Genomic DNA, 22,813 nt, shown 5'->3' on the forward strand with positions numbered 1-22,813 from the left:
TCGGAGTGCCGGATCTACGTTCCCTGCACGCCGATTGAGCACTACTGTGCGGTGTGCGCACAGCCTGTCGGAACACCGTTGTCTCTGCACAGGAGGAGCCATGCGTCGTCTGCTCGCCGGCTTAGCGGCCGGTACCTTCCTGCTCGCCACGGCGGCCTGTGGCTCGTCCGGCGGCTCCGGTACGTCGGGCAAGGCCGCCTCGTCGGGCGGCGTCACCACCGTGAAACTCGGCCTCATCCCCATCGTCGACGTCGCACCCGTCTACCTCGGGGTGCAGAAGGGCCTCTACGAGAAGCACGGCCTCAAGCTCTCCATCACCACCGCTCAGGGCGGTGCGGCGATCGTGCCGGGCGTCGTGAGCGGCCAGTTCCAGTTCGGCTTCAGCAACGTGACCTCCCTCATGGTCGCCCAGTCCAACAACGTGCCCGTGAAGGCCGTCTCCAACGGCATCGCCTCAACGGGCGTGCAGGGCAAGGACTTCAACGCCCTCATGGTCAAGAAGGGCAGCGCCATCAAGTCGGCGAAGGACCTGGAGGGCAAGAAGGTCGCCATCAACACCCTGAAGAACATCAACGAGACCGCGGTGCGCGAGTCGGTGCGCAAGGCGGGCGGCGACCCCGGCAAGGTGAAGTTCGTCGAGCTGGCCTTCGACCAGATGGCCGCGGCGCTCGACAAGGGTCAGGTCGACGCCGTGTGTGTGGTCGAGCCGGCGACCGCCACCGTCAGGAGCCAGGGCGGCGTGCAGATCGCCTCGCCCCTGGTCGACGTCGCTCCGAACCTCACCGTCGCCCTGTACTTCAGCTCGCAGCAGTACGCGCAGCAGAACCCGGACGTGGTGAAGAAGTTCCAGGCGGCCACCGCGGAGTCCCTCGCCTACGCCGACCAGCACCCCGACGAGGTCCGCCAGATCGTCACGACGTACACCAAGATCCCGGCATCGGTGCTGGAGCAGGTGACCCTGCCGAAGTGGCCGGCCGAGCCGAACCGCTCCTCCATCGAGGCCCTGGAGAAGCTGGGCGAGCAGGACGGCCTCTTCAAGTCGACGCCGGATCTGGACAAGCTGCTGCCGTGAGGGGCGTGAACGTCGCACTCGGTGCGGCCGGACTCGCGGCCTTCCTCGCCCTGGGCGAGGCGGTGCCTCGGCTCGGTCTGGTCAAGGAGGCGTACTTCCCGCCGACGACCCGTGTCGCCGACGCCCTCGCCGGCGAACTCGCCGACGGGGCCTTCTGGACCGCGCTCGGCGACACCCTCACCGGCTGGGCGCTGGGCCTGGCGATCGCGGCCGGCGCGGGCATCGTCGTCGGGGTCGTCGTCTCCGTCGTCCCGTATCTGCGCGAGGCCACGGCGTCGACGATCGAGTTCCTGCGCCCGATCCCGTCCGTCGCGCTGATCCCGCTGGCGGTGCTGTTGTACGGCACCCAACTGCGCTCGGTGCTGTTGCTCGTCGTGTACGCCTCCTTCTGGCAGATACTGATCCAGGTCCTGTACGGCGTCCAGGACGTCGACCCGGTCGCGGAGGAGACGGCACGGTCGTACGGCCTCGGCACCTGGGCGCGGATCCGGCATGTGCTGTGGCCGACCGCGCTGCCATACGTCATGACCGGCGTGAGGCTGGCCGCAGCCGTGGCCCTGATTCTGGCGATCACCGCCGAACTGGTCATCGGGGCACCGGGGTTGGGCGCGAGGATCGCGGTCGCGCAGACCTCGCAGGCCGTGCCCGAGATGTACGCGCTGATCTTGGTGACCGGTCTGCTGGGGCTGCTGATCAACGTGGGGGCCCGGACGGTCGAGCGGCGGGCGCTGGCCTGGCACCAGTCGGTGCGCGGGGAGGTGGCGGTGTGAAACTCCTGCTGCGGCGGCTGCTGTTCGCGGTCGCCCTGCCCGCCGTGCTGGTCGTGGTCTGGTGGGCGGCGTCCGCCGACAGCACGAACGTCTACTGGCCGCCCCTGAAGACCATCCTGCAGACCTTCCCGGACGTGTGGACGGGTGACCGTCTGCGCACCGACGTCGTGCCGAGCGTGCTGCGGCTCGCGGGCGGCTACGCCACGGCGGCCGTCGTCGGCATCGCGCTGGGCACGGTCATCGGCTCGTACCGGCGGGTGCGGGCGGTGTGCGAACCGGTCCTGGAGTTCCTGCGCGCGGTGCCGCCGCCCGTACTGGTCCCGGTCATCATGCTGTTCGCGGGCATCGGCGACACCATGAAGGTCGTGGTGATCGCGAGCGGCTGTGTGTGGCCGGTCCTGCTCAACACGGTCGAGGGCGTACGGGCGGTGGACCCGGTGATGGCGGAGACGGCCCGGTCGTACGGCATCACGGGAGCGGCGCGCCTGGGCAACCTGGTGCTCCGCTCGGCGAGCCCGCAGATCTTCGCGGGGCTGCGGCAGGCGCTGTCCATCGGCATCATCCTGATGGTCATCAGCGAGATGTTCGCCGCCAGCAACGGACTCGGCTTCACCATCGTGCAGTTCCAGCGGGGCTTCGCCATCCCCGACATGTGGACCGGGATCCTGGTGCTCGGTCTGCTGGGCTTCGTCCTCTCGGTTCTCTTCCAGATGGTCGAGCGGCGGGTGCTCGGCTGGTACCACGGTCTGCGCGCAACCACCCGGCGGTCCCGGTGACGTCTCCGAAAGGGCAGGGCATGCTCGACGTACGCGGCCTGAGGAAGCTCTACGAGGGATCCGGCAGGCAGGTGGAGGCGGTGCGCGACCTCACCTTCACCGTCGACGCCGGTGAACTCGTCTGTCTCGTCGGCCCGTCGGGCTGCGGAAAGACGACCCTGCTCAAGTGCATGGGCGGACTGCTGTCGCCGACGGGCGGCGAAGTGCTGCTCGAGGGGCGCAGGGTGACCGGGCCGCCGCCGGGGATGGCGTTCGTGTTCCAGGAGTACGGGCGCAGCCTGTTCCCGTGGATGCGGGTGGGCGAGAACGTCGAACTCCCCCTGAAGCAGAAGAGTCTGGGCAAGGCGAGCAGGCGTGAGCTGGTCGCCGACGCGCTGCACTCGGTCGGGCTCGCGGACGCCGCCGGGGCGTATCCGTGGCAGCTGTCCGGCGGCATGCAGCAGCGCGTCGCGATCGCGCGGGCTCTGGCGTACGAACCCCGTGTGCTGCTGATGGACGAACCGTTCGCGGCGGTGGACGCGCAGACCCGCGCCGACCTGGAGGATCTGGTACGGGGTCTGTGGCGGGAGCGCGGGATCACGATCCTGTTCGTCACCCACGACATCGACGAGGCCGTGTACCTCGGCGAGCGGGTGATCGTCCTGTCGGCCTCCCCCACCGTGGTGCAGGAGCAGCTGAAGGTCGATCTGCCGGACGAGCGGGACCAGTTGCACACGCGCGTGGCGCCGCGCTTCGCCGAACTGCGGACCCATGTGTACGAGCAGATCCAGGCGGCGAAGCGCGGACTGACCGACAGAGCCGGTCAGTGAGCCGCCCACAGGCCCCGGACGTGCCCGATGTGACGCACCATCACCTCGCGCACCTTGCTGTCGTCGCGGGCGATCAGCGCGTCGAGGAGTTCCAGGTGCTCCTCGGCGGAGGCCAGCAGGCGGCCCGACTCGACCAGAGCGGTGAGGCCGTAGAGGCGTGAGCGTTTGCGCAGGTCGCCGACGACCTCGACGAGGTGGGCGTTGCCCCCGAGAGCGAGCAGACCGAGATGGAAGCGGGTGTCGGCCTCGACGTACGCGATGAGGTCACCGGCGACCGCGGCCTGCACGATCTCCCGGGCGGCGGGGCGCAGCGCCTCGAGGGACACGGCGTCGGCGGTCCTGGTCAGCTCCACGACCGTGGGGATCTCGATGAGCGCCCGGATGTGGGTGTACTCGTCGAGTTGCCTCTCGGAGACGGCGGTGACCCGGAAGCCCTTGTTGGGGACCGTGTCGACCAGGCCCTCCTTGGCCAGGTCCAGCATGGCCTCGCGCACCGGGGTCGCCGAGACCCCGAAGCGGGTGGCGAGCATCGGCGCGGAGTACACCTCGCCCGGCCGCAGTTCGCCCGCGACCAGCGCCGCCCGCAGGGCGTCGGCGACCCGCTCCCGGTAGCTGCTCTTCTTCCCGCCCAGGGTGGGCAGGGCCGGGGCAGCGGCGGACGGGGCGCTGGTGCGCTGGGCGGCCATGGTGTCTCCTAGCTGGGCAAATAGCTGTGCAATGTCACGCGCTACCCGCCATTATCCTCAACGCTCGGCTCGCGAACTCCGCACCGCCCCGGCTCCCGATCGGTTCACAGCACGAACCCGGCCGGGAACGGGTCGGTGGGGTCGAGCAGGTACTGCGCGGTGCCCGTGATCCAGGCGCGGCCGGTGAAGCTGGGCAGGACGGCCGGGAAGCCGGCGACCTCGGTGGTGCCCAGCAGACGGCCGGTGAACCGCGTCCCGATGAAGGACTCGTTGACGAACTCGGTGTGCAGGGGCAGTTCACCGCGGGCGTGCAACTGCGCCATGCGCGCGCTGGTGCCCGTACCGCAGGGTGAGCGGTCGAACCAGCCGGGGTGGATCGCCATCGCGTGCCGGGAGTGGCGGGCGGTGGAGCCGGGGGCGTACAGATGGACGTGGTGGCAGCCGCGGATGGACGGGTCCCCGGGATGGACGGGTTCCTCCTCGGCGTTGATCGCCTCCATGAGGGACAGGCCCGCCCGGAGGATGTCGTCCTTGCGGGAGCGGTCGAAGGGCAGCCCGAACTGCTCCAGCGGCAGGATGGCGTAGAAGTTGCCGCCGTATGCCATGTCGTATGTCACCGTGCGCCCGTCGGCGAGGGTGATCTTGCGATCGAGGGCGACGGAGAAGGACGGCACGTTGTTGAGGGTGACCGCCTTCGCGGCACCGTCCTCCACCGCGACCTCGGCGACGACCAGCCCCGCCGGGGTGTCGAGCCGGATCGTGGTGACCGGCTCGACCACCTCGACCATGCCGGTCTCGACGAGCACCGTCGCCACGCCGATCGTGCCGTGTCCGCACATCGGGAGATAGCCGGACACCTCGATGTACACCACACCCCAGTCGCAGTCGGGACGCGTGGGCGGCTGGAGGATGGCGCCGCTCATCGCCGAATGGCCGCGCGGCTCGTTCATCAGGAGCTGCTTGATGTCGTCGCGGTGCTCCCGGAAGTACAGCCGCCGCTCGTTCATGGTCGCACCGGGGATGGTCCCGATCCCGCCGGTGATCACGCGGGTGGGCATGCCCTCGGTGTGCGAGTCGACGGCGTGCAGGACGAGTTTGCTGCGCATGGTCCGACCCCCTACGCGAGTCCCGCGGCGACGGCCTTCTCGGTGGCCGAGCGGATCGTGGCCTCCTGTTCCGGCAGCAGGGGCATCCGCGGCGGGCGGCAGCCTCCCCCGTGTCGGCCGACGACGTCCATGGAGACCTTGATGGCCTGCACGAACTCGACCTGGGAGTCCCAGCGCAGCAGGGGGTGCAGCTGCGCGTACAGCCGCTTGGCCGTCGCCAGGTCCCCGTCCACCGCCGCGTGGTACAGCTCGGCACACGCGGCCGGCAGCGCGTTCGGGTATCCGGCCACCCAGCCCTTGGCGCCCGCGATCGCGAGCTCCAGCAGGACGTCGTCTGCGCCGATCAACAGGTCCAGTTCCGGGGCGAGTTCGGCGATCCGGTAGGCGCGGCGGACGTCGCCGGAGAACTCCTTCACCCCGTGGATGTGGCCCTCGCCGTGCAGCTTGGCGAGCAGCTCCGGCACCAGGTCGACCTTGGTGTCGATGGGGTTGTTGTACGCGACGATCGGGACGCCCGCCTTGGCGACCTCCGCGTAGTGCGACAGCACCGACCGCTCGTCGGCGCGGTAGGCGTTGGGCGGCAGCAGCATGACGGACGCGCAGCCGGCGTCGCGCGCCTGCTCGGCCCAGCGGCGGGCCTCGGCGGAGCCGTAGGCGGCGACACCCGGCATCACACGCGCACCGCCGACGGCGGCCACGGCCGTCTCGACGACCTTGGCCCGCTCCTCGGGCGTGAGCACCTGGTACTCGCCGAGCGAGCCGTTCGGTACGACGCCGTCGCAACCGTTCTCCACCAGCCACGCGCAGTGCTCGGCGTACTTGCCGTAGTGGACGGAGAGGTCGTCGTTCAGCGGGAGGGCGGTGGCGACGAGGACGCCGCGCCAGGGGCGGTGATCGGTCATGAGGGTTCCCTCTCGGTGAAGTGGCTGGAGGCGGTGGCCTCGATGGATTCGGTGGCGTCCCTGTGCTGCTGTGCGAGGACGCCGAGCGGCACGGGCCGCGCGAACGGCCGTCGCGACGGCGTGAGCGCGCAGCCCGCGAGCCCGGCGACCGCGGGGCCGCAGACCCGCCCCTGGCACCAGCCCATTCCGGCCCGGGTCAGCAGCTTCACGGTCCTCGGGTCACCGGCGCCCAACTCCGCGACGGCCTCGCGGATCGCGCCGCCGGTGACCTCCTCGCAGCGGCAGACGACGGTGTCGTCGGTGACCTGCTCGGCCCACTGCGCGGGCGGTGCGTACACGGTGTCCAGCGCGGTGAAGAAGTCCCGCAGCCGGGCACGGGTCCGCGCGGCCGCGGCCCACGCGCGGGGGTCGGGTTCGGTTCCGTTCAGGCGTGCCGCGGCCGAGCGGCCCGCGATGTGGCCCTCGGCGAGGGAGAGGGCCGCGCCGCCGATGCCGGTGGTCTCGCCCGCTGCCCAGACGCCGGGCACATCGGTGCGCTGTTCGTCGTCGACGTGGACGGCCAGTCCGTCAAGACGGCAGCCGAGGGTCTCGGCGAGGTCGGTGTGCGGGAGCATGCCGTGGCCGACGGCGAGCGTGTCGCAGGGGATGCGGCGCCCGGTGCCGGGCCTGACCCGGCCCCGGGTGTCGAGCGCGGCGACGGTCACCGCCTCCAGCCGCTCGGTGCCGTGCGCCTCGACCACGGTGTGGTGGACGAGGGTGCGGACCCGGTGCCGGAGCAGCCGGGCCGCGTACCCGGCGCCCTCGGCGACCTTGCCTGGCCGGCCGGCCAGCGCCCGGGCCCGTCGTACGAACGCCTTCGGATCGGCGGACTCGACCAGCGCGGCCACCTCGATCCCGGCCGCGGCGAGTCCGGTCGCCACGGGCAGCAGCAGCGGGCCGGTCCCGGCGACGACGGCGGTGCGTCCGGAGACGGCGAGGGCGCCCTTCAGCATGGCCTGCGCCCCGCCCGCGGTGACCACACCGGGAAGGGTCCAGCCGGGGACGGGCAGCACCTTCTCGTAGCCGCCGGTCGCGAGGAGCACGGCGTCGGCATGTACTTCGGACGGCTCCTCCTGGTCCGGACCGAGCAGGGCGTGGACCGCGAATCCTCGGGACAGCCTCTCCACGCACCAGACATGATGATCCGTCAAGTGGCTTACTGCGCCTGCCCGCACGTGCGTGTTCAGCCCGTCCCGCAACCGCTCCCAGGTCCGCCACCGGCGGTGCAGGGCCTGCGGGCGGCGGGCTCGGAGTGCGGCGGCGGGCTGCCGGTAGAACTGCCCGCCCGCCTCCGCCGCCGAGTCGAGCAGGGTGACGCGGACGCCATGGGCCGCGGCGGCGACGGTCGCGGCGAGCCCCGCCGGGCCTGCACCGATGACGGCGAGATGCGGTACCGCCTCTGCGCGGCCCCGGTCAGTCACAGTGACCCGTCCCCTCCTGCGTACGGATGGCGTCGCCCGGATGCAACGGCACCAGGCAGGCGCGCTGGTTGGGCCGGTCGTTGACCGTGATCAGGCAGTCGAAGCAGACGCCGATCCCGCAGAAGATCCCGCGCGGGCGGCCCTCGCCGCGGGTGGTGCGCCAGGAGGTGACACCGGCCGCCCAGAGCGCGGCGGCGACCGTCTGGCCGGGCAGCGCCTCGATCTCGCGGCCGTCCAGGGTGACGGTGAAGGCCGGGCCGGGGTGGGCCTGCGCCAGTTCCAGCGGGGATCTCACGCGGCCTCCTCGGGGAAGCGGTCGGGGCGGAACGGGGACAGGTCCAGGTCGGGTGGCCCGGCGGTCAGCGCCTGTGCGATCAGGAGTCCGGTGCCGGTCGACAGCCCGATGCCGGCGCCCTCGTGTCCGCAGGCGTGGTGCAGTCCGGGGACGCGGGAGTCGGGGCCCACGGCGGGCAGGTGGTCGGGCATGTAGGGGCGGAAGCCGAGGTAGGCGCGCATCGCCCGGACGTCCGCCAGGAAGGGGAACAGCCGGGTCGCGCCTGCCGCCAGCGCCCGTACGACCGGCAGCGAGAAGGACCGGTCGAAGCCGACCCGCTCCCGGCTCGCCCCGATCAGGATCGGCCCCGCTGCCGTTCCCTCGACGACCGGTGAGGTCTGCAGGGCGGCGGAGTCGCTGGCGACGTCGGCCACGTAGTCGGCGGCGTACACCTTGTGGCGGACCCGGCGGGGGAGGGGTTCGGTGACGAGGACGAAGCCGCGCCTCGGGAGGACGGGGAGGCGGACTCCGGCGAGTGCGGCCAGCTCGCCGCCCCAGGTGCCGGCCGCGTTGACCACGGCCGGGGCGTGGAGATCGCCACGGTCCGTACGGACCCCGCGGACGGCGCCGTCGGGTTTGCGCAGGACGTCCGTGACGGTCCACCCGGTGAGCAGTCGCGCGCCCGAGGCCCGGACGAGGTGGGCGGCGGCGAGGGCGGGCATGACCTGGCAGTCCTGGGGATAGTGCACGGCGCCCGGCAGTCCGGGGGCGAGGTGGGGTTCCAGGTCGTACAGGGCGTCGCCCGCGACGGGTTCGGCGACGACTCCGGCGGTGCGCTGCGCTTTGGCGAACCGCGTGAGTGCCGTGAGTCCGCCGGGCGAGGTGGCCACGACGACGCCGCCCTTGGCGTCGTACTCGACGGACTTGCCGAATTCCTCGGCGAGTTCGCGCCACAGGCGGCCCGACAGAAGCGCGAGGTCCAGTTCGGGGCCCGGCTCCTTGTCGGAGACGAGGATGTTGCCCTCGCCGGCGCCGGTCGTGCCGCCGGCCACCGGGCCGCGGTCGACCAAGGTGACGTCCAGGCCCGCGCGGGCCGCGTAGTAGGCGCAGGCCGCGCCGGTCATTCCGGCGCCGACGACAACGACATCGCAGGTCAGCGGCTTGCTCACACCAGTACTATGTCACATATCTCTGTTCCTGGGAACAAGGTCCGCCCGGGGAACGACGTCTTCGTCGGACCAGGTTGCGGCCGCCGCGTCAGATCCGGCTCCGGGTCGGCAGACGGGCGTCGGGCCGTGGCCGGCCCCTACGTCGACTGCCTGTGCTCCGAGGAGTACAGCCTCGCCCTCTCCGCGCCGGTGGATGTCGAGGGCCGGTTCGTGGAAGTGGCCGCAGCCGACGTGTACCTGCGGCACTTCACTGGAGGGCGCGCGACGCGTGGCCCTCGACGGAATGCGGCTGGTTCCCTGCGGAGGCGTGCCGCTCGTGCTCGTGGTGTCCACGCACTGACACCCCCGCCGGGCCGCGTGCCGCTCCCGCTGAACCGGGCGCCGTCGGCGACCTGAACGCCGACGGCGCCCGGTCAGGACTCGGGGGCGGGGACGACGCTGAGGTGGCCCGCGGCGCCGCGGCGGACGCGGCGCGGACCGCGGGGCGCGGGTTCCGGCGGGCGGGTCTCGCGCAGCACCATGGTCAGCCGCGAGTAGCCCATGTCCTGCAGGGTCTTGGGCGTCTCGCCGACGATCCGGCAGTCGGTGGCGCCCCAGCGCGGGTCCGGGTGGTGCAGTGGGCGGACCGCGCCGTCGGGTTCGATGGCCTCCTCGCCGACCGCGCGGATCCAGTGCGGCAGGCCCTGCCGGTAGGCGGCCTCCATGATCGGGTCCTGGGCGATGTCCCGGCGGATCGCCTGCAGTGCGGGGTCGTGGCCGTGCCGCTCCACGGCGGCCGCGAAATGTGCCAGCATCGGCAGGCACCAGCTCGACTCGTGCTCGCCGAGGACCGTGCTCGCGTCCGGATGAAACAGGACGAATCTCAGGAAGTTGTCGCAGGGCATGGCCGACGGATGCGGACCCACCGCGCCGAAAAGTGTCCGGAAAGCGGTGTTGGCCAGGACGACGCCCCAGCCGCGGTCGAGGACGACGGAGGGAAAGGGGACGGCCTCCAGCAGAACGGTGTAGTCCTGGAGATACGCCTGGGCCTCGGGACTCTCGGGGACGGGCCGCGGCGCAGACCGCTGCCCTCCTGCCTGATACGCCATCGGGAGGTCACCCCTCTTGCCTGATGCGGCCTTCACGCGGCGCCCCGATCCTGCTGCTCCGCAAAGAGTCGTGTCAACTATCGTGGCATTCCATGCTCGTTGACGGCTGAAATTGGCCACAGTTGTGGCGAGACCTGGATGTGGGTTCGAACCACCCGCTAGTCTCCGGGCAGTTCACGGGCGAACGTGTGTGCCCGTGAGAGCGACTGGAAGAGACGTAGGAGACCTGTCGGTGACGGATGGCTTCGAGGTCCCGGACGCCACGGCGACGGTTCTGCCGGCCGCCGTCGTCGCCCGTGTCACGGCACTCGCCGAGCGCCTCGGCGTTCCGCAGACGGAGGTCTTCGACACCGGCCGCCTGTCCGTCGCCTCCGGTGTCCCCGAGCCGGTGGTCAAGTCCCTGCTGAGCGGCCGCCCCGCCGGCGAGCCGGACGTGCAGGCCCGCTTCCTCCAGCGCCTGGACCTCCTGCGCCGCACCCGGCTCAAGCCCAACGGCCGCAAGTACACCCAGCAGGAGATCGCCGACGGCGCCGGCATGTCGCGTCAGCAGGCGGGCGCGCTCATCAACGGCGACCGGCGCCCCACCATGGAGCACTGCGACGCCCTCCAGCGCTTCTTCCGCGTACACGCCGGCTTCCTCACGGCCGAGGACCCCGAGGCGCTCGCGGGCGCCCTCCAGCACACCGAGCAGGACCTCCTCCAGAAGCTCGCCGACCGGGAACGGGAGGCTGCCGCGGCCGCCGCGGACCCGCTGGAGCGACTGCTGCAGGACCACGGTGTGCGGGGGATCGCCTGGCGGGCCGCGCAACTGCCCACCGACCAGCACCGCGACAAGGTCGCCGAATGGTTGGACATGCTCCTGGAGAGCGTCAAGCGGCCCGAGTCGTGATCCGGGGGAGAACTGTGGCCATCGGCAGGGAAATGCGCCGCCTGTGCGGCGAGCTCGTCTCGGAGCTGGACGTCCCGGCACCGGCACGGCCCGCCGACCTGTACGCCGCACTGTGCGACGCGATGAGTCGACGCCGCGGCCGCCCGGTCCACTTCCGTACGGCGGCCTTCCCGGCCGGGACCGCGAGCGGGCTCTGGCTCGACATGGCCGACCAGGACCTCGTCGTCATCGAGGAACGCACCGCGCCCGACCACCAGTTGGTCATCCTCGGCCACGAGCTGTGGCACATGAAGGCGGGCCACTGCAGCCACCACGTCGAGGGCGCCGCGGTCGCCGCCCGCCTCCTCACCGACGGCGCGGACCTCGAGGCGACCGTCCGCAACGTCGCCGCCCGCACCCGCTTCGACCTGGCCGACGAGAAGGACGCGGAGACCTTCGGCCTGCTGCTGGCGAGCAAGTGCCGGGGATGGCTCGCGGGTTCGTCGGTACGGGGGCCGGTACAGCGGGATCACCTGGCGGGGCGGATCGAGGCGTCGTTGGGGTACTTGGGGCTGTGACATTGGCTCGGTCGCCTACGGGGCGCCCTCAGCCGGTGTCGAGAGCCCGACCGTGCTCAGCGCATCGCGCCACTGCACCGACGGCTCGGTCGCCTACGGGGCGCCCTCAGCCGGTGTCGAGAGCCCGACCGTGCTCAGCGCTTCGCGCCTCCGCGCGCTCGGGCTCTCGACACCGGCGCGCCCCTTCGGCTCCCTCGCGGCCGGCGCGTGGGGACAGGTGGCCTGGGACGGCCCTCACCGTCTGTGACTGTGCGCAAGTCACCCGCTCATCGGGGTCTCACGTGGCGCTGCGCTCGCTCGCCTCGCGCAACTCACGCTCCACAGCCCGGTGGTAACCGGTGTCCGGATGGCCGGCCTCGGTCCCGGGCCGCCCTCCGCGCAGCAGCTCGCGCCAGTGCTCGCGGCTCCAGTCGGCCGGGGTCGTCGTCGCGGTGAAGTCCTCGACCAGGGCGACGAAGCGAGCGGGGTCGGTGTGGAAGGGGAAGTGGCCGGCGCCCTCGAAGATCTCCAGGCGGCTGCCCGGCATGGCCTCGTGCGCGCCGTAGGCGTGCCGCACCGGCACCACACTGTCGCGGTCGCCCCACAGCAGCATGGTCGGCATGCCCTCGGTCAGATAGCAGCGGTCCAGCATGGTCACGACCTGCCCGCGCCAGTCGACGACCGCGCGCAGGGTGCGGATGAAGGCGTTGCGCGAGGTCTCGTCGGGCAGGGCGTCGACGAGGTTGAGGAGGTCGGGCGCGTCCTGGCCGAGGTCGGTGTCCAGTAGCTTCATCAGCCGTACCGCGAGGCCGACCTGGAGCCGCATGCCGGGCAGCCGGAGGGCGGACAGCACGAGGTGGGCGCCGGGCAGGGACACCATCCGCAGGGCGGGGTTGACCTCACGGCCCACGCCACCCGCGCCGACCAGGATGAGCCGCTCGGTGCGCTCGGGGAACTGGTAGGCGAACTGCATCGCCACTCCTCCACCCAGCGAGTGGCCCACCAGGGTCGCCGACTCGATGCCGAGCGTGGTGAGCAGGTCACGCAGGCCGTTGGCGTACGCGGCGACGGAGTAGTCGGCGCGGGGCTTGTCGGAGGCGCCGTGACCGAGGAGGTCGGGGGCGATGACGGTGTGGGTGCGGGCAAGGTCGGGGATCAACTCGGCCCAGGTGGCCGAGGAATCGCCGATGCCGTGGATGAGGACCAGGGCGGGGCCCTCTCCGGCCATGCGGAAGGCACGGCGGTAACCGTGCACGACGCGGTACTGCAACTCCAGTTCACCGTCGCCCACCGGGCGCAGCCGTACGGCGCGCGCGGGGCGGCGCCGCGGGACGTCGATCACCCGCTCGCCCTCCTCTTCCTGGCCGTCGGCATACGGCCGAGAGCCCTTCACTCCAGCGTAGGACAGCCGTCTCACCCGGGATTTCGGAGAGGTTTCGCCTCCGCTAAGCAGGTCGGGAGTGGGTGAGGAACCCGATTGTCAGTGGTGGGCGGCAAGCTGGGGGTGCGCCGCCCTTCGGGGGCGTACGTGCCCTGGGGGTGCGTTGGTGCCGACACGGGGAGAGCCGACCGATGCCCACCGCCGTACTGACAGACCGTGAGCGCACGGCCGTGCAGGCCTATCTGCGGCTGCTGCACACGGTGCGAGCCGCCTTCCACGTCGCCTGCGACCCCCCGGACAGCCGGCGACCACCCGTCGTCCCGCCCGTCGTCCTGGCCGAGGCGGAGCGGGCCCTGGCGGCCGCGGGGCTGACGGGTAACGAGGAGGCGTTCTTCCGGCTGCTGCGGAGCTGGTGCCCGGAGCCGTAGAGACAACGGGGCCCCGGGGCGGCGGGGCGGCGGGCTCAGGTGTGAGGCACCGTCACCGCCGTCGCGACCAGGCCGCGGCGGACGGTCCAGCGGCCCTCGAAGTGGCGGACGCGGCGGCCGGCGACCAGCGGGCCGGGGACGAGGAGTTCGGCGCGGAACGTGCCGTGCGGACGGCCCGCGGGATCCGTGGCGACCTCGATGTCGGCCTCCGTGAACTCCAGCCACTGCCGGGTCAGGGGGAACCACGCCTTGTAGACGGACTCCTTGGCGCTGAACAGGAGCCGGTCCCAGTGGATCTGGGGCCGCTCCGCTGCCAGGCGGCGCAGCCGGTCCGCCTCGGTGGGCAGGGAGACGGCCGACAGGACGCCCTCGGGCAGCGGCTGATGGGGTTCCGCGTCGATGCCGAGGGAGACCAGATCGGTCGCGCGGACCAGGGCGGCGGCGCAGTAGCCGTCGCAGTGCGTCATGCTGCCGGCCAGGCCGGCCGGCCAGCGCGGGGCACCGCGCTCCCCCGGCAGCACGGGTTGCGGCGGCACACCGAGCTTGTCCATGGCACGGCGGGCACAGGAGCGTACGAGCGCGAACTCCCGGCGGCGCTTGGGGACGGCCTGGACGACGAAGGCCGCCTCCTCGGGGTACAGCTCCGCCTCGCCGGCGTCCTCGTCGCCGTACGCCTCGACGACCACGACCGTCTCCGGCACCAGCCCTTCGATCACGGGGTTCCGACCTCCTCCGGCTGGACCGGCAGGATACGGCGCAGCCGCCCCGGCGGCTGCGCGCGCTTGCGCCACTCGCGGGGGTAGCCCACCGACACCTCCTCGAAGCGGACGCGCTCGTGCCAGGTGGTCCGCGGGATGTGCAGGTGACCGTAGACCATGGTGGTGACATGGAAGCGGCGGTGCCAGTCGGCGGTCAGCCGGGTGCCGCACCACATGGCGAACTCGGGGTGCCACAGCACGTCGGTCGGATGGCGGTCCAGGGGGTAGTGGTTGACGAGGACCGTGGGCAGGCCGGGCGGGAGGGCCGCGAGCCGGCGTTCCGTCTCGGTCACTCTGGCCCGGCACCACGCCTCGCGGGTCGGATACGGGTCGGGGTGCAGCAGGTACTCGTCGTTGCACACGATCCCGGTCCCGTGCGCGTACGCCAGCCCCTCCTCCTTGGTGGCGCAGCCGGCCGGCAGGAAGGAGTAGTCGTACAGCAGGAACAGGGGGGCGACGGCGACCGGGCCGCCGGGGCCGTCCCACACGGGGTACGGGTCCTCCGGCGTGGTCACGCCCAGCTCCCGGCACATCGCGACGAGGTGCTCGTAGCGCGCGACGCCGCGCAGGGTGACGGGGTCCTTCGGGTGCGTCCACAGTTCGTGGTTGCCGGGGGCCCACACCACCTTGCGGAAGCGGCTCGCCAGCGTCTTCAGGGCCCAGGAGATGTCGGCCACGGTCTCCGAGACATCACCGGCCACCAGGAGCCAGTCGTCCTCCGACCCGGGGCGCATCTGCTCGACAAGGGCGCGGTTCTCCGGGTATCCGATGTGCAGGTCGCTGATGGCCAGCAGCTGTCCGGCACCACCGGCCGTCGACGTCACTCTCGCCCCCTTGTGAGCACACGAATGGGACCACGACAGCACATTCGCGGTCCCGGGACAAGGCCGGCCGTTCCGCCCGACCGGGGCGAGTGAACGCCGCGAGACGCCTGGCGTCCTCGTGTCGTCGGCATGATCCGAAAATCCGTAACACGGGCGTTGCACGCGAGGGCCCTCGGAGGCCGTATGATCGCCCCAACACCACCGCTACGAAACTCCCTTCAGCAGGGGCGGTTTGGTGTCCCTCCAACCCACCTGGCCGGGCACGGCCTGCTTCGCCCTGCCCGCACACCCCCGAAAGGCGGCCTGCATGCTCTCTCGCGTACGCGTCTGGCTCAATCGTACGTACGCGGAGAACGTGTTCTTCGTGGATCAGCTGCGACGAAATCCCAGCGACCGGGCCGTCGAGATCCATGCCACGCACGGCGACGCCGACTCCCCCGTCCTGGCCGCCGCCGACACCGCCGACCTGGAGCCCGAGGGACTGTCCCCTGCCGCGTACGTCGAGTACGCCCTGGCCCAGTGCCGGCGCCGGAGCATCGACGTCTTCGTGCCCCGGCTGCACCAGGCGGCGATCGTGGCGCACCGCACCGACTTCGAGGCGATCGGTACGGCGCTGCTGGCGCCGACGCCCGAGGGCGTGGCCGTCTTCCAGGACAAGGTGATCGCGTACGAGGCGGTCCAGGCGATCGGAGTGCCGGTCCCACCGTGGTTCCGCGTCCGGACCGCGGACGAACTCGTCACCGCTGTCGAGAAGTTGGAGGCGGACGGCCACAAGGCGTGCTTCAAGCCGGCGTCCGGCGCGGGCGGGGTGGGCTTCCGCGTGATCACCCGCGCCCCCTTCTCGCTCATGCACCTCAACGGGTTCCCCACGCCGTACGTGCAGCTCGACATGGTCGTCGACGCACTGCGGCAGGCCGACGAGCCGGTGGACTGGCTGGTGATGCCGCGCCTGGAGCAGCCCGAGGTGTCCGTCGACTGCCTCACCGGCCTCGACAACCGGGTCCGCCTGGCCATCGGCCGCACCAAGTCCGGCCGCCGCCGGGGCTTCACGCTCCACGAGCAGTGGCTGGAGCCCGCACGGCGGATCGCCGAGGGCTTCGGGCTGCACTACCTGTCCAACATCCAGTTCCGGATGTTCGGCGACCAGCCGGTGCTGATGGATGTCAACACGCGGCCCGCCGGGGGGTTGCACCAGCTGTCCCTGTGCGGGGTCAACGCGCCTTGGCTGGCTGTGCAGTTGGCGCTGGGCGAGGACCCCGGAGAGGTCGAGCCGCCGTTCCTCGGCCAGGACTACACGGTGGTGGCGGGGCCGCGGCAGGTGCGGCCCGTGCAGCTTCCGCAGCAGCGGGCGGAGGAGCGGGAGGCGTTGCTGCCGGTGGTGCCGGCGCCCGTGAAGGTTGTCGAGGCTGCGGCGGAGGTGCTGCCGCTCTAGGCCGTCTTCCGAGTAACTCGTCTCACCGGTATGGACCAATCCCGCTCCTAACCCTTGACAGCGGGATTGGTCCATACCAACTTGGTTGCGCACCCCTGCACAGCTCTGCACTCCCGAACGCCCCCATTACTTCAGGGAGATCGTGTGCGCACCTCACTCCTCAAGCGCTCCAGACGCAGAATCCTCGCCCTTCTCGGCTCCGCCGCCCTCGCCCTCGCCGGGGCCATCGCACTTCCCGGCACCGCCCAGGCGGCCAACATCCTCAGCAACCCCGGCTTCGAGTCGGGCGGTCTCTCTCCCTGGTCCTGTACCGGGAACCTCGGCTCGGTCGTCTCCTCTCCCGTGCACGGCGGCGCCAAGGCCCTTGCGGGGGCGGCGAGTTCCAGCGACAACGCCAAGTGCAGCCAGACGGTATCGGTGCAGCCGAACACCGCATACACGCTCAGCGGCTGGGTGCGCGGCAGTTACGTCTACCTCGGTGTCGACGGCGGTGCCTCGACATGGACGCCGTCCTCGTCGGCGTACAGCAGGCTGTCGGTGTCCTTCACGACCGGCGCCTCGCAGACCAGCGCCACGATCTATGTCCACGGCTGGTATGCGCAGGGCACCTACTACGCCGACGACATCAGCCTCGACGGCCCGGGCGGAGGCGGCGGTGACACCCAGGCGCCGACCGCGCCCGGCAGTCTGCGGTCCACCGGAAAGACCTCCTCCAGTGTGTCGCTGGCCTGGAACGCCTCGACCGACAACGTCGGCGTCACCGGGTACGACGTCTATCGCGGCTCGAGTCAGGTGCTGAGCGTCTCCGGAACGACGGCCACCGTCGGCGGGCTGTCGCCGAGCACCGGCTACACGTTCACCGTCAAGGCGCGCGACGCGGCCGGCAACACCTCCGCGGCCTCCAACTCCGTGACCGTGACGACGGACCCGGGCACCGGCGGGGGCACCGGCTTCAAGCAGGCCGCGCCCTATCTGTACCTGGGCTGGGGCGATCCGCCGAGCGCAAGCTCGGTGATGAGCTCGACCGGGATCAAGTGGTACACGATGGCGTTCATGCTGGACGGCGGCGGCTGCAACCCGATGTGGGACAGCGCCCGGCCGCTCACCGGCGGCAACGACCAGACCGTCATCAACCAGATCCGCTCCGCGGGCGGTGACATCGTCCCCTCGTTCGGCGGCTGGCAGGGCAGCAAGCTCGGCGCCAACTGCTCGTCCGCGAGCGCGCTCGCCGGGGCCCTGCAGAAGGTGATCGACGCCTACAACCTCAAGGCGATCGACATGGACATCGAGAACTCGGACGAGTTCGAGAACGAGGCCGTGCAGGCGAAGATCCTCACCGCGCTGAAGACGGTCAAGGCGAACAACCCGGGCTTGAAGACCATCGTGACCTTCGGGACGTCGACGACCGGGCCGACGTACTTCGGCAACCGGCTCATCGAGCAGGCCAAGTCGCTGAACGCCGACATCGACGTCTTCACGATCATGCCGTTCGACTTCGGTGGCGGCTCCGACATGTACGGCAACACCGTCAACGCCACCGAGGGGCTCAAGACCAAGCTCAAGTCCACCTTCGGCTGGGACGACGCGACGGCCTACGCGCACATCGGGATCTCCGGCATGAACGGCCTGTCCGACCAGCAGGAGAACACGACCCCGGCGATCTGGACCCAGATCCGCGACTGGGCCAACTCCCACCACATCGCCCGCCTCGCCTTCTGGTCGGTCAACCGCGACCGGCCGTGCCCGGGCGGCGGCGTGGTCAGCAACTGCTCCGGCATCAGCCAGAACACCTGGCAGTTCACGTCCATCACGGCCGGGTTCACCGGCTGAGCACACCCGTGACGTCCCCCCGGACCCTGGGCCGGGGGGACTTTTTTTCGTGCGGGGTGTATCAGGCGGCGAGCCGGGCGCTCATAAGGGTGAAAGACAACGGGGGAACCCACGGGGGAACAGAACAACGGGGGACCACGGGGGACCACGGGGGACCACGGGGGAACGGAAAGACGGGGGAAACGGGGGAAGCACGGGGGCTCGGGTCGGTCGGCCGCTGTCACGGGGAGCGACCGACCGATCCGAAGGAGGACCGCGGGGCCAGCAGGCTCAGGAGCGTCCCGGCCCTCGGTACAGCTCCAGCTCGCCGTCCAACTCCACGGCCAGCACAGTGGCGTACGGGTCGAGGTCCGTCGCGGCCGGCGGATCGATCCACAGCACGCCGACCGCCTCGTGCAGTCCGCCGACCGTCCGGTGGGCCAGTTCCGTTCCGGTGCCGAGCACGCTGACCCTGCGGACCGGCGTGACCAGACCGCGGACACCGATCTCGGCGCGCGGGGCGTCGAACAGGGTGAGATAGAGGGTGCGCCGGTCGGCGGAGAGCGTGCTGGGCCCGTAGTGGTGCCCGGCGGGAAGCCCGCGCACCGTGCCGTACACGGCCTCGGAGTGCCTGTCGATCCACTGCCCCAGTCCTTCCAGGCGCTCGACCTGCGGCTGCGGGATGGTGCCGTCCTCCATGGGTCCGACGTCGAGCAGCAGGTTTCCGCCCCCGCCGATGGTCTCGGTGAAGTAGCGGATCAGCTGCGGCAGCGACTTGTGGTTGTGGTCGTGGTGCTGGTAGCCCCACGAGTCGTTGATCGTCAGGCACAGCTCCCAGGGGCCCTCCGGCGGCACGATGGGGGCGCCCTGTTCGGGAGTGGCGTAGTCGCCCTCGCTGAGCATGCGCGCGTTGAAGACGACATGGGGCACGTACGACCGTACGAGTGCCGCGAGTTCGGGGATGCGCCACTGCTCCTCGCTGCGGTCCCACTCGCCGTCGAACCACATCAGGTCGGGCCGGTAGCGGGAGGCCAGTTCGCGGATCTGGCCGTCGCGGTAGGCGATGAACCGTTCCCAGGCGTCGAGGTCCTCGTCTTCGGCGGCGACCTCGGAGTAGCGGTTGTCCTCGAGCTCCGGCGGGCGGCCCGGCTTGCGCGTGGAGGCGTAGTCGGGGTGGTTCCAGTCGGAGTGGGAGTAGTACAGGCCGACCTTGAGGCCCTTCTCGCGCAGGGCGTCCGCGTAGCCGGAGAGGTAGTCGTGGCCGAGGTTCAGATCGCCGTACGCCGTGTCCCACAGGGCGACACCGTCGTGGTGGCGGCTGGTGAGCACCGCGTACCTGGCGCCGGCGCGGGCGAACAGGTCCGCCCAGGCCCGCGGGTCGTACTTGGCGCCGGTGAAGCGTTCGAGCTGGGACATGTACCGGTCGTGGGGCACGATGTCGTCGTAGAACGACCAGGACTCCTGGACGCCGTCGACGGCGTAGATACCCCAGTGGACGAAGATCCCCAACTTGGCGTCGGTGAACCAGGGTTGCATGGGCACGGGGTCAGCTCACCTCCGCGCGCTGCAGACGCAGGGTCAGGATCTGGAAGGGGCGCAGCTCCACCATGACCGCGCCCGCCCCGTCGATGTCCGCAGGAGACAGCGGTCGCTCCAGCAGGTCGGTCACCTGGGCGCCGGCGAGCGGGAAGCCCGTGCGCAGCGCACCCCGGGCGCGGCCGCCACGTGATTCGTACAGGCGCACCACGACGTCGCCCGACTCGTCGTCGGCGAGCTTCACGGCCTCGACGGTCACGCCCTCGCCGTCCACGGAGACGACCGGCTCGGGCTCGCCCGCCGAATCCGCCACGCGCAGGGGGAGGTTGAGGGCGTAGCCCTCGGCGACCGCGTCCTCGATGCTCGCGCCGGGCAGCAGCGCGTACGTGAAGCGGTGGCGGCCCTGGTCGGCGCCGGGGTCGGGGACCCGCGGGGCGCGGACCAGGCTGAGGCGGACCGTGGTCGTGGTTCCTCCGTCCTCACGGACCGTGCGGGAGACGTCGTGCCCGTACGTCGAGTCGTTGATGACCGCGACACCGTAGCCGGGCTCCCCGATGTGCACCCAGCGGTGGCCGGAGACCTCGAAGCGGGCCGCCTCCCAGGTGGTGTTGGTGTGCGTGGGCCGCTGGACGTGGCCGAACTGGATCTCCGCCGAGGAGTGCGGCGCCCGGATGTCGACGGGGAAGCCGGCCTTGAGGATCTTCTCGGCCTCGTGCCAGTCGATGTCGGTCTCGATGTCGACACGGGGACTGCCGGCCCGCACGGTGATCGTCTGGATGATCTTCGAGCCCTTGCCGAAGCTCCGCTCCACCCGGATCGCGCCGATCAGCGGGTCCTCCTCGACGACCGTGACCGAGTCGGTGTCGAGCAGGTCGGTGTAGCGGTTCTTGTAGTGCTTGTCGATGTCCCAGGCGTCCCAGTAGTTCGGGAGGTCGGTGTGCAGCCGCAGCAGGTTGCCCTTGTCGGCGAGGACTTCGCGGCCACCGGTGCGCAGGTCCCGTACGGAGGCGAGGGTGCCGTCCTCGGCGACCTCGACCCGGACCAGGCCGTTGTCGAGGACGCGGCCGGTGACCGTCACGGGGGCCGGTACCGTCGCGGCACCCACGGGCGCGCTGCCGTTCGCCGGTACCTCGACGAACATCGGCACACCGGTGGCCGTACGGACGACCTCGGCGCGGTCGTACGGGCCGGTGTTGAAGACCCGGGGCCCGCCCCCGCCGCCGAGCGCGGCCACCGCTTCCGCGGTCAGCGCCTCCAACTCCTCGGCCACCCGGGCGTATTCGGCCTCGGCCTCGCGGTGCACCCAGGCGATCGACGAGCCCGGCAGGATGTCGTGGAACTGGTGCAGCAGGACCGTCTTCCAGAGGCGGTCGAGCTTCTCGTACGGGTAGGCGTAGCCCGGCGCGTGCAGCGCGGCGGTCGTCGCCCACAACTCGGCCTCGCGCAGGCGGTGTTCGGAGCGCCGGTTGCCCTGCTTGGTGCGGGCCTGGGAGGTGTACGTGGCCCGGTGCAGCTCCAGGTAGAGCTCGCCGACCCACACCGGGGCGTCCGGGTACTCCTCGCGGGCCTTGGCGAAGAACGCGTCGGGGTGTTCGACCTCGACCCTCGGGGAGCCCTCCAGGTTCTTCAGACGCCGTGCGCGTTCCATGATCTCGCGGGTGGGGCCGCCTCCGCCGTCGCCCCAGCCGAAGGGGGCGAGGGAGCGGGTGGCGCCGCCCTTCTCCGCGTAGTTGCGTACCGCGCGGGACATCTCCTCGCCGCTGAAGCGGGCGTTGTAGGTGTCGACCGGCGGGAAGTGGGTGAAGATGCGGGTGCCGTCGATGCCCTCCCACCAGAAGGTGTGGTGGGGGAACTTGTTGGTCTGGTTCCAGGAGATCTTCTGGGTGAGGAACCAGTCGTTGCCGGCCAGTTTGGCGAGCTGCGGGTAGGCGGCGGTGTAGCCGAAGGAGTCGGGCAGCCACACGCCCTTGGTCTCGATGCCGAAGTGCTCGATGAAGAACCGCTTGCCGTGGATCAGCTGGCGGGCGATCGCCTCGCCGCCGGGCAGGTTGCCGTCGGCCTCGACCCACATGCCGCCGACCGGCGCCCACTGGCCCTTCTTCACCGACTCCTGGATGCGGGCCCACACGTGCGGGTAGTGGTCACGCACCCACTCGTACTGCTGGGCCTGCGAGCAGGCGAAGACGAACTCCTCGTACTCGTCGGCGAGGGACGTCACGTTGGAGAACGTCCGGGAGGTCTTGCGCTTGGTCTCCCGGATCGGCCACAGCCACGCCGAGTCGATGTGCGCGTGACCGACGCCCGAGATCACGTGCGCGCTCGCGTTGGCGGGCTTGGCGAGCACCGGCTCGAGCACGGCGCGTACGTCCGCCGCCGAGCCGGAGACGTCGTCCAGGTCGAGCCGGTCGAGGGCACGGTCCAGCGCGTGCATGATCTCGTGCCGGCGCGGGTCGTGCTCACCCAGCTCCAGCATCAGCTCGCGCAGCACCTGTACGTCGAGGTCGAGGTGCCAGACCTCCTCGTCCAGTACGGCTATGTCGGCGCGCCGGAAGGTGTACAGCGGCTCGTCGCCCGCGGTGAGCACATCGCCCAGCGGGGTCGGCGCGGCGAAGTCGCCTGCGAGGATGTCGGGGTTGGAGGCCGCCTCGACCAGGTAGTCGATGTCCTCCCCGCCGACCGCCGGGTTGGCGATCGGCACGTACTGGTTGAGCGGGTTGACCGCCTTCAGCGGCCTGCCGTCGGTGAGGTGGACCAGGGCCTCGGCCTGGTTGCCCGGCCAGTCGCCCACGAAGCCGAGGTCGATGACCGCCTCGACGCGCCTTCCGGCCCACTCGGCGGGCACCTGCCCGCGCATCCGGAACCAGGTCGTGCCCCAGGGCGGGCCCCAGGGGGTGCCCATGGCGAAGGGTTCGTACCGGGCGGACGCGGCCTCCTCGAACGGGACCGGCTCCCCCGGAGCCTGCCAGGCCTCCACCGCGAGGGCGACGGTGGCCGAGTAGATCGCGGGCTTGATGCGTTGGTCGTGGAGGCGTTGTACGCGCTCCTCGATCCGGCGGCGTTCGTCGTGCATGAAGGGTCTCCAGGGAGGGAGCGAGCGGGGAGAAAGCG

21 protein-coding genes and 1 pseudogene are annotated in these 22,813 nt (G+C 71.3%); 10 read left to right on the top strand and 12 right to left on the bottom strand.

What is annotated here, in order from left to right; translation table 11 throughout:
- Positions 1–100: 100 nt before the first annotated feature.
- Genes ABZO29_RS09075 through ABZO29_RS09090 form a run of 4 tightly spaced genes read left to right on the top strand, consistent with a single transcriptional unit; the run spans position 101 to position 3,427 of the window.
- Entirely contained in the window at positions 101–1,072 is a 972-nt protein-coding gene (locus tag ABZO29_RS09075) for an ABC transporter substrate-binding protein (protein WP_367319631.1), read from the top strand.
- On the top strand, positions 1,069–1,842 hold the full coding sequence (locus ABZO29_RS09080) for an ABC transporter permease (RefSeq protein ID WP_367319632.1): 774 nt from the start codon (positions 1,069–1,071) through the stop codon (positions 1,840–1,842). Before ABZO29_RS09075 ends, ABZO29_RS09080 begins: the two co-directional genes overlap by 4 nt.
- Complete coding sequence (locus tag ABZO29_RS09085; RefSeq protein WP_367319633.1) at positions 1,839–2,618, top strand: ABC transporter permease; 780 nt, start codon at positions 1,839–1,841, stop codon at positions 2,616–2,618. The genes ABZO29_RS09080 and ABZO29_RS09085 overlap by 4 nt, the downstream gene beginning before the upstream one ends.
- A 20-nt stretch (positions 2,619–2,638) precedes the next feature.
- Positions 2,639–3,427, top strand: a complete 789-nt coding sequence (locus ABZO29_RS09090) for an ABC transporter ATP-binding protein (RefSeq protein WP_367319634.1) — start codon at positions 2,639–2,641, stop codon at positions 3,425–3,427.
- Here ABZO29_RS09090 and ABZO29_RS09095 read toward each other — a convergent pair.
- The 6 genes from ABZO29_RS09095 to ABZO29_RS09120 form a co-directional block, all read right to left on the bottom strand.
- Entirely contained in the window at positions 3,421–4,113 is a 693-nt protein-coding gene (locus ABZO29_RS09095; protein ID WP_367319635.1) for a GntR family transcriptional regulator, read from the bottom strand. The genes ABZO29_RS09090 and ABZO29_RS09095 overlap by 7 nt on opposite strands.
- A gap of 104 nt (positions 4,114–4,217) precedes the next feature.
- The gene (locus ABZO29_RS09100) at positions 4,218–5,219 is read right to left on the bottom strand and encodes a proline racemase family protein (RefSeq protein WP_367319636.1); all 1,002 of its coding nucleotides are present in this window, start codon (positions 5,217–5,219) and stop codon (positions 4,218–4,220) included.
- 11 nt (positions 5,220–5,230) lie between these two features.
- On the bottom strand, positions 5,231–6,121 hold the full coding sequence (locus tag ABZO29_RS09105; protein WP_367319637.1) for a dihydrodipicolinate synthase family protein: 891 nt from the start codon (positions 6,119–6,121) through the stop codon (positions 5,231–5,233).
- On the bottom strand, positions 6,118–7,581 hold the full coding sequence (locus tag ABZO29_RS09110; RefSeq protein ID WP_367319638.1) for an FAD-dependent oxidoreductase: 1,464 nt from the start codon (positions 7,579–7,581) through the stop codon (positions 6,118–6,120). Before ABZO29_RS09110 ends, ABZO29_RS09105 begins: the two co-directional genes overlap by 4 nt.
- Positions 7,574–7,876, bottom strand: a complete 303-nt coding sequence (locus tag ABZO29_RS09115; RefSeq protein WP_367319639.1) for a (2Fe-2S)-binding protein — start codon at positions 7,874–7,876, stop codon at positions 7,574–7,576. The genes ABZO29_RS09110 and ABZO29_RS09115 overlap by 8 nt, the downstream gene beginning before the upstream one ends.
- On the bottom strand, positions 7,873–9,024 hold the full coding sequence (locus ABZO29_RS09120) for an NAD(P)/FAD-dependent oxidoreductase (RefSeq protein WP_367319640.1): 1,152 nt from the start codon (positions 9,022–9,024) through the stop codon (positions 7,873–7,875). The genes ABZO29_RS09115 and ABZO29_RS09120 overlap by 4 nt, the downstream gene beginning before the upstream one ends.
- Before the next feature lie 114 nt (positions 9,025–9,138).
- Here ABZO29_RS09120 and ABZO29_RS09125 point away from each other — a divergent pair.
- Positions 9,139–9,364, top strand: a pseudogene (locus tag ABZO29_RS09125) (hypothetical protein); the annotation flags it as partial.
- A gap of 73 nt (positions 9,365–9,437) precedes the next feature.
- On the opposite strand, the gene ABZO29_RS09130 reads toward ABZO29_RS09125, so the two are convergent.
- Positions 9,438–10,112 (bottom strand): hypothetical protein, encoded by a 675-nt coding sequence (locus ABZO29_RS09130; protein ID WP_367319641.1) that lies wholly within the window; start codon positions 10,110–10,112, stop codon positions 9,438–9,440.
- Between the two features lie 232 nt (positions 10,113–10,344).
- Here ABZO29_RS09130 and ABZO29_RS09135 point away from each other — a divergent pair, with 232 nt between their 5' ends.
- Both ABZO29_RS09135 and ABZO29_RS09140 read left to right on the top strand, forming a co-directional pair.
- On the top strand, positions 10,345–11,001 hold the full coding sequence (locus tag ABZO29_RS09135) for a helix-turn-helix domain-containing protein (protein ID WP_367319642.1): 657 nt from the start codon (positions 10,345–10,347) through the stop codon (positions 10,999–11,001).
- 32 nt (positions 11,002–11,033) lie between these two features.
- The gene (locus tag ABZO29_RS09140; protein WP_367326084.1) at positions 11,034–11,558 is read left to right on the top strand and encodes a toxin-antitoxin system, toxin component; all 525 of its coding nucleotides are present in this window, start codon (positions 11,034–11,036) and stop codon (positions 11,556–11,558) included.
- Positions 11,559–11,835: 277 nt separating this feature from the next.
- Here the strand turns inward: ABZO29_RS09140 and ABZO29_RS09145 are convergent, their stop codons facing one another.
- On the bottom strand, positions 11,836–12,879 hold the full coding sequence (locus ABZO29_RS09145; RefSeq protein ID WP_367326085.1) for an alpha/beta fold hydrolase: 1,044 nt from the start codon (positions 12,877–12,879) through the stop codon (positions 11,836–11,838).
- 230 nt (positions 12,880–13,109) lie between these two features.
- On the opposite strand from ABZO29_RS09145, the gene ABZO29_RS09150 reads away from it, so the two are divergent.
- Entirely contained in the window at positions 13,110–13,346 is a 237-nt protein-coding gene (locus ABZO29_RS09150) for a hypothetical protein (protein WP_367319643.1), read from the top strand.
- A 35-nt stretch (positions 13,347–13,381) separates the two neighbouring features.
- On the opposite strand, the gene ABZO29_RS09155 is transcribed toward ABZO29_RS09150, so the two are convergent.
- Together ABZO29_RS09155 and ABZO29_RS09160 are read right to left on the bottom strand one after the other, a co-directional pair.
- Positions 13,382–14,062 (bottom strand): 4'-phosphopantetheinyl transferase, encoded by a 681-nt coding sequence (locus tag ABZO29_RS09155; protein WP_367319644.1) that lies wholly within the window; start codon positions 14,060–14,062, stop codon positions 13,382–13,384.
- Positions 14,059–14,928 (bottom strand): metallophosphoesterase, encoded by an 870-nt coding sequence (locus ABZO29_RS09160; protein ID WP_367319645.1) that lies wholly within the window; start codon positions 14,926–14,928, stop codon positions 14,059–14,061. The genes ABZO29_RS09155 and ABZO29_RS09160 overlap by 4 nt, the downstream gene beginning before the upstream one ends.
- 307 nt (positions 14,929–15,235) lie before the next feature.
- On the opposite strand from ABZO29_RS09160, the gene ABZO29_RS09165 reads away from it, so the two are divergent.
- Both ABZO29_RS09165 and ABZO29_RS09170 read left to right on the top strand, forming a co-directional pair.
- Positions 15,236–16,360, top strand: coding sequence for an ATP-grasp domain-containing protein (locus ABZO29_RS09165; protein WP_367319646.1), 1,125 nt, complete (start codon positions 15,236–15,238; stop codon positions 16,358–16,360).
- A 144-nt stretch (positions 16,361–16,504) separates the two neighbouring features.
- Positions 16,505–18,190, top strand: coding sequence for a carbohydrate binding domain-containing protein (locus tag ABZO29_RS09170; protein ID WP_367319647.1), 1,686 nt, complete (start codon positions 16,505–16,507; stop codon positions 18,188–18,190).
- A gap of 270 nt (positions 18,191–18,460) precedes the next feature.
- On the opposite strand, the gene ABZO29_RS09175 is transcribed toward ABZO29_RS09170, so the two are convergent.
- Both ABZO29_RS09175 and ABZO29_RS09180 read right to left on the bottom strand, forming a co-directional pair.
- The gene (locus ABZO29_RS09175) at positions 18,461–19,711 is read right to left on the bottom strand and encodes an alpha-L-fucosidase (RefSeq protein ID WP_367319648.1); all 1,251 of its coding nucleotides are present in this window, start codon (positions 19,709–19,711) and stop codon (positions 18,461–18,463) included.
- Between the two features lie 4 nt (positions 19,712–19,715).
- Positions 19,716–22,775: an alpha-mannosidase gene (locus ABZO29_RS09180; RefSeq protein ID WP_367319649.1), complete on the bottom strand. Its 3,060-nt coding sequence runs from the start codon at positions 22,773–22,775 to the stop codon at positions 19,716–19,718.
- Positions 22,776–22,813 lie beyond the last annotated feature (38 nt).

The organism is Streptomyces sp. HUAS ZL42 (assembly GCF_040782645.1).
GTDB lineage: Bacteria > Actinomycetota > Actinomycetes > Streptomycetales > Streptomycetaceae > Streptomyces.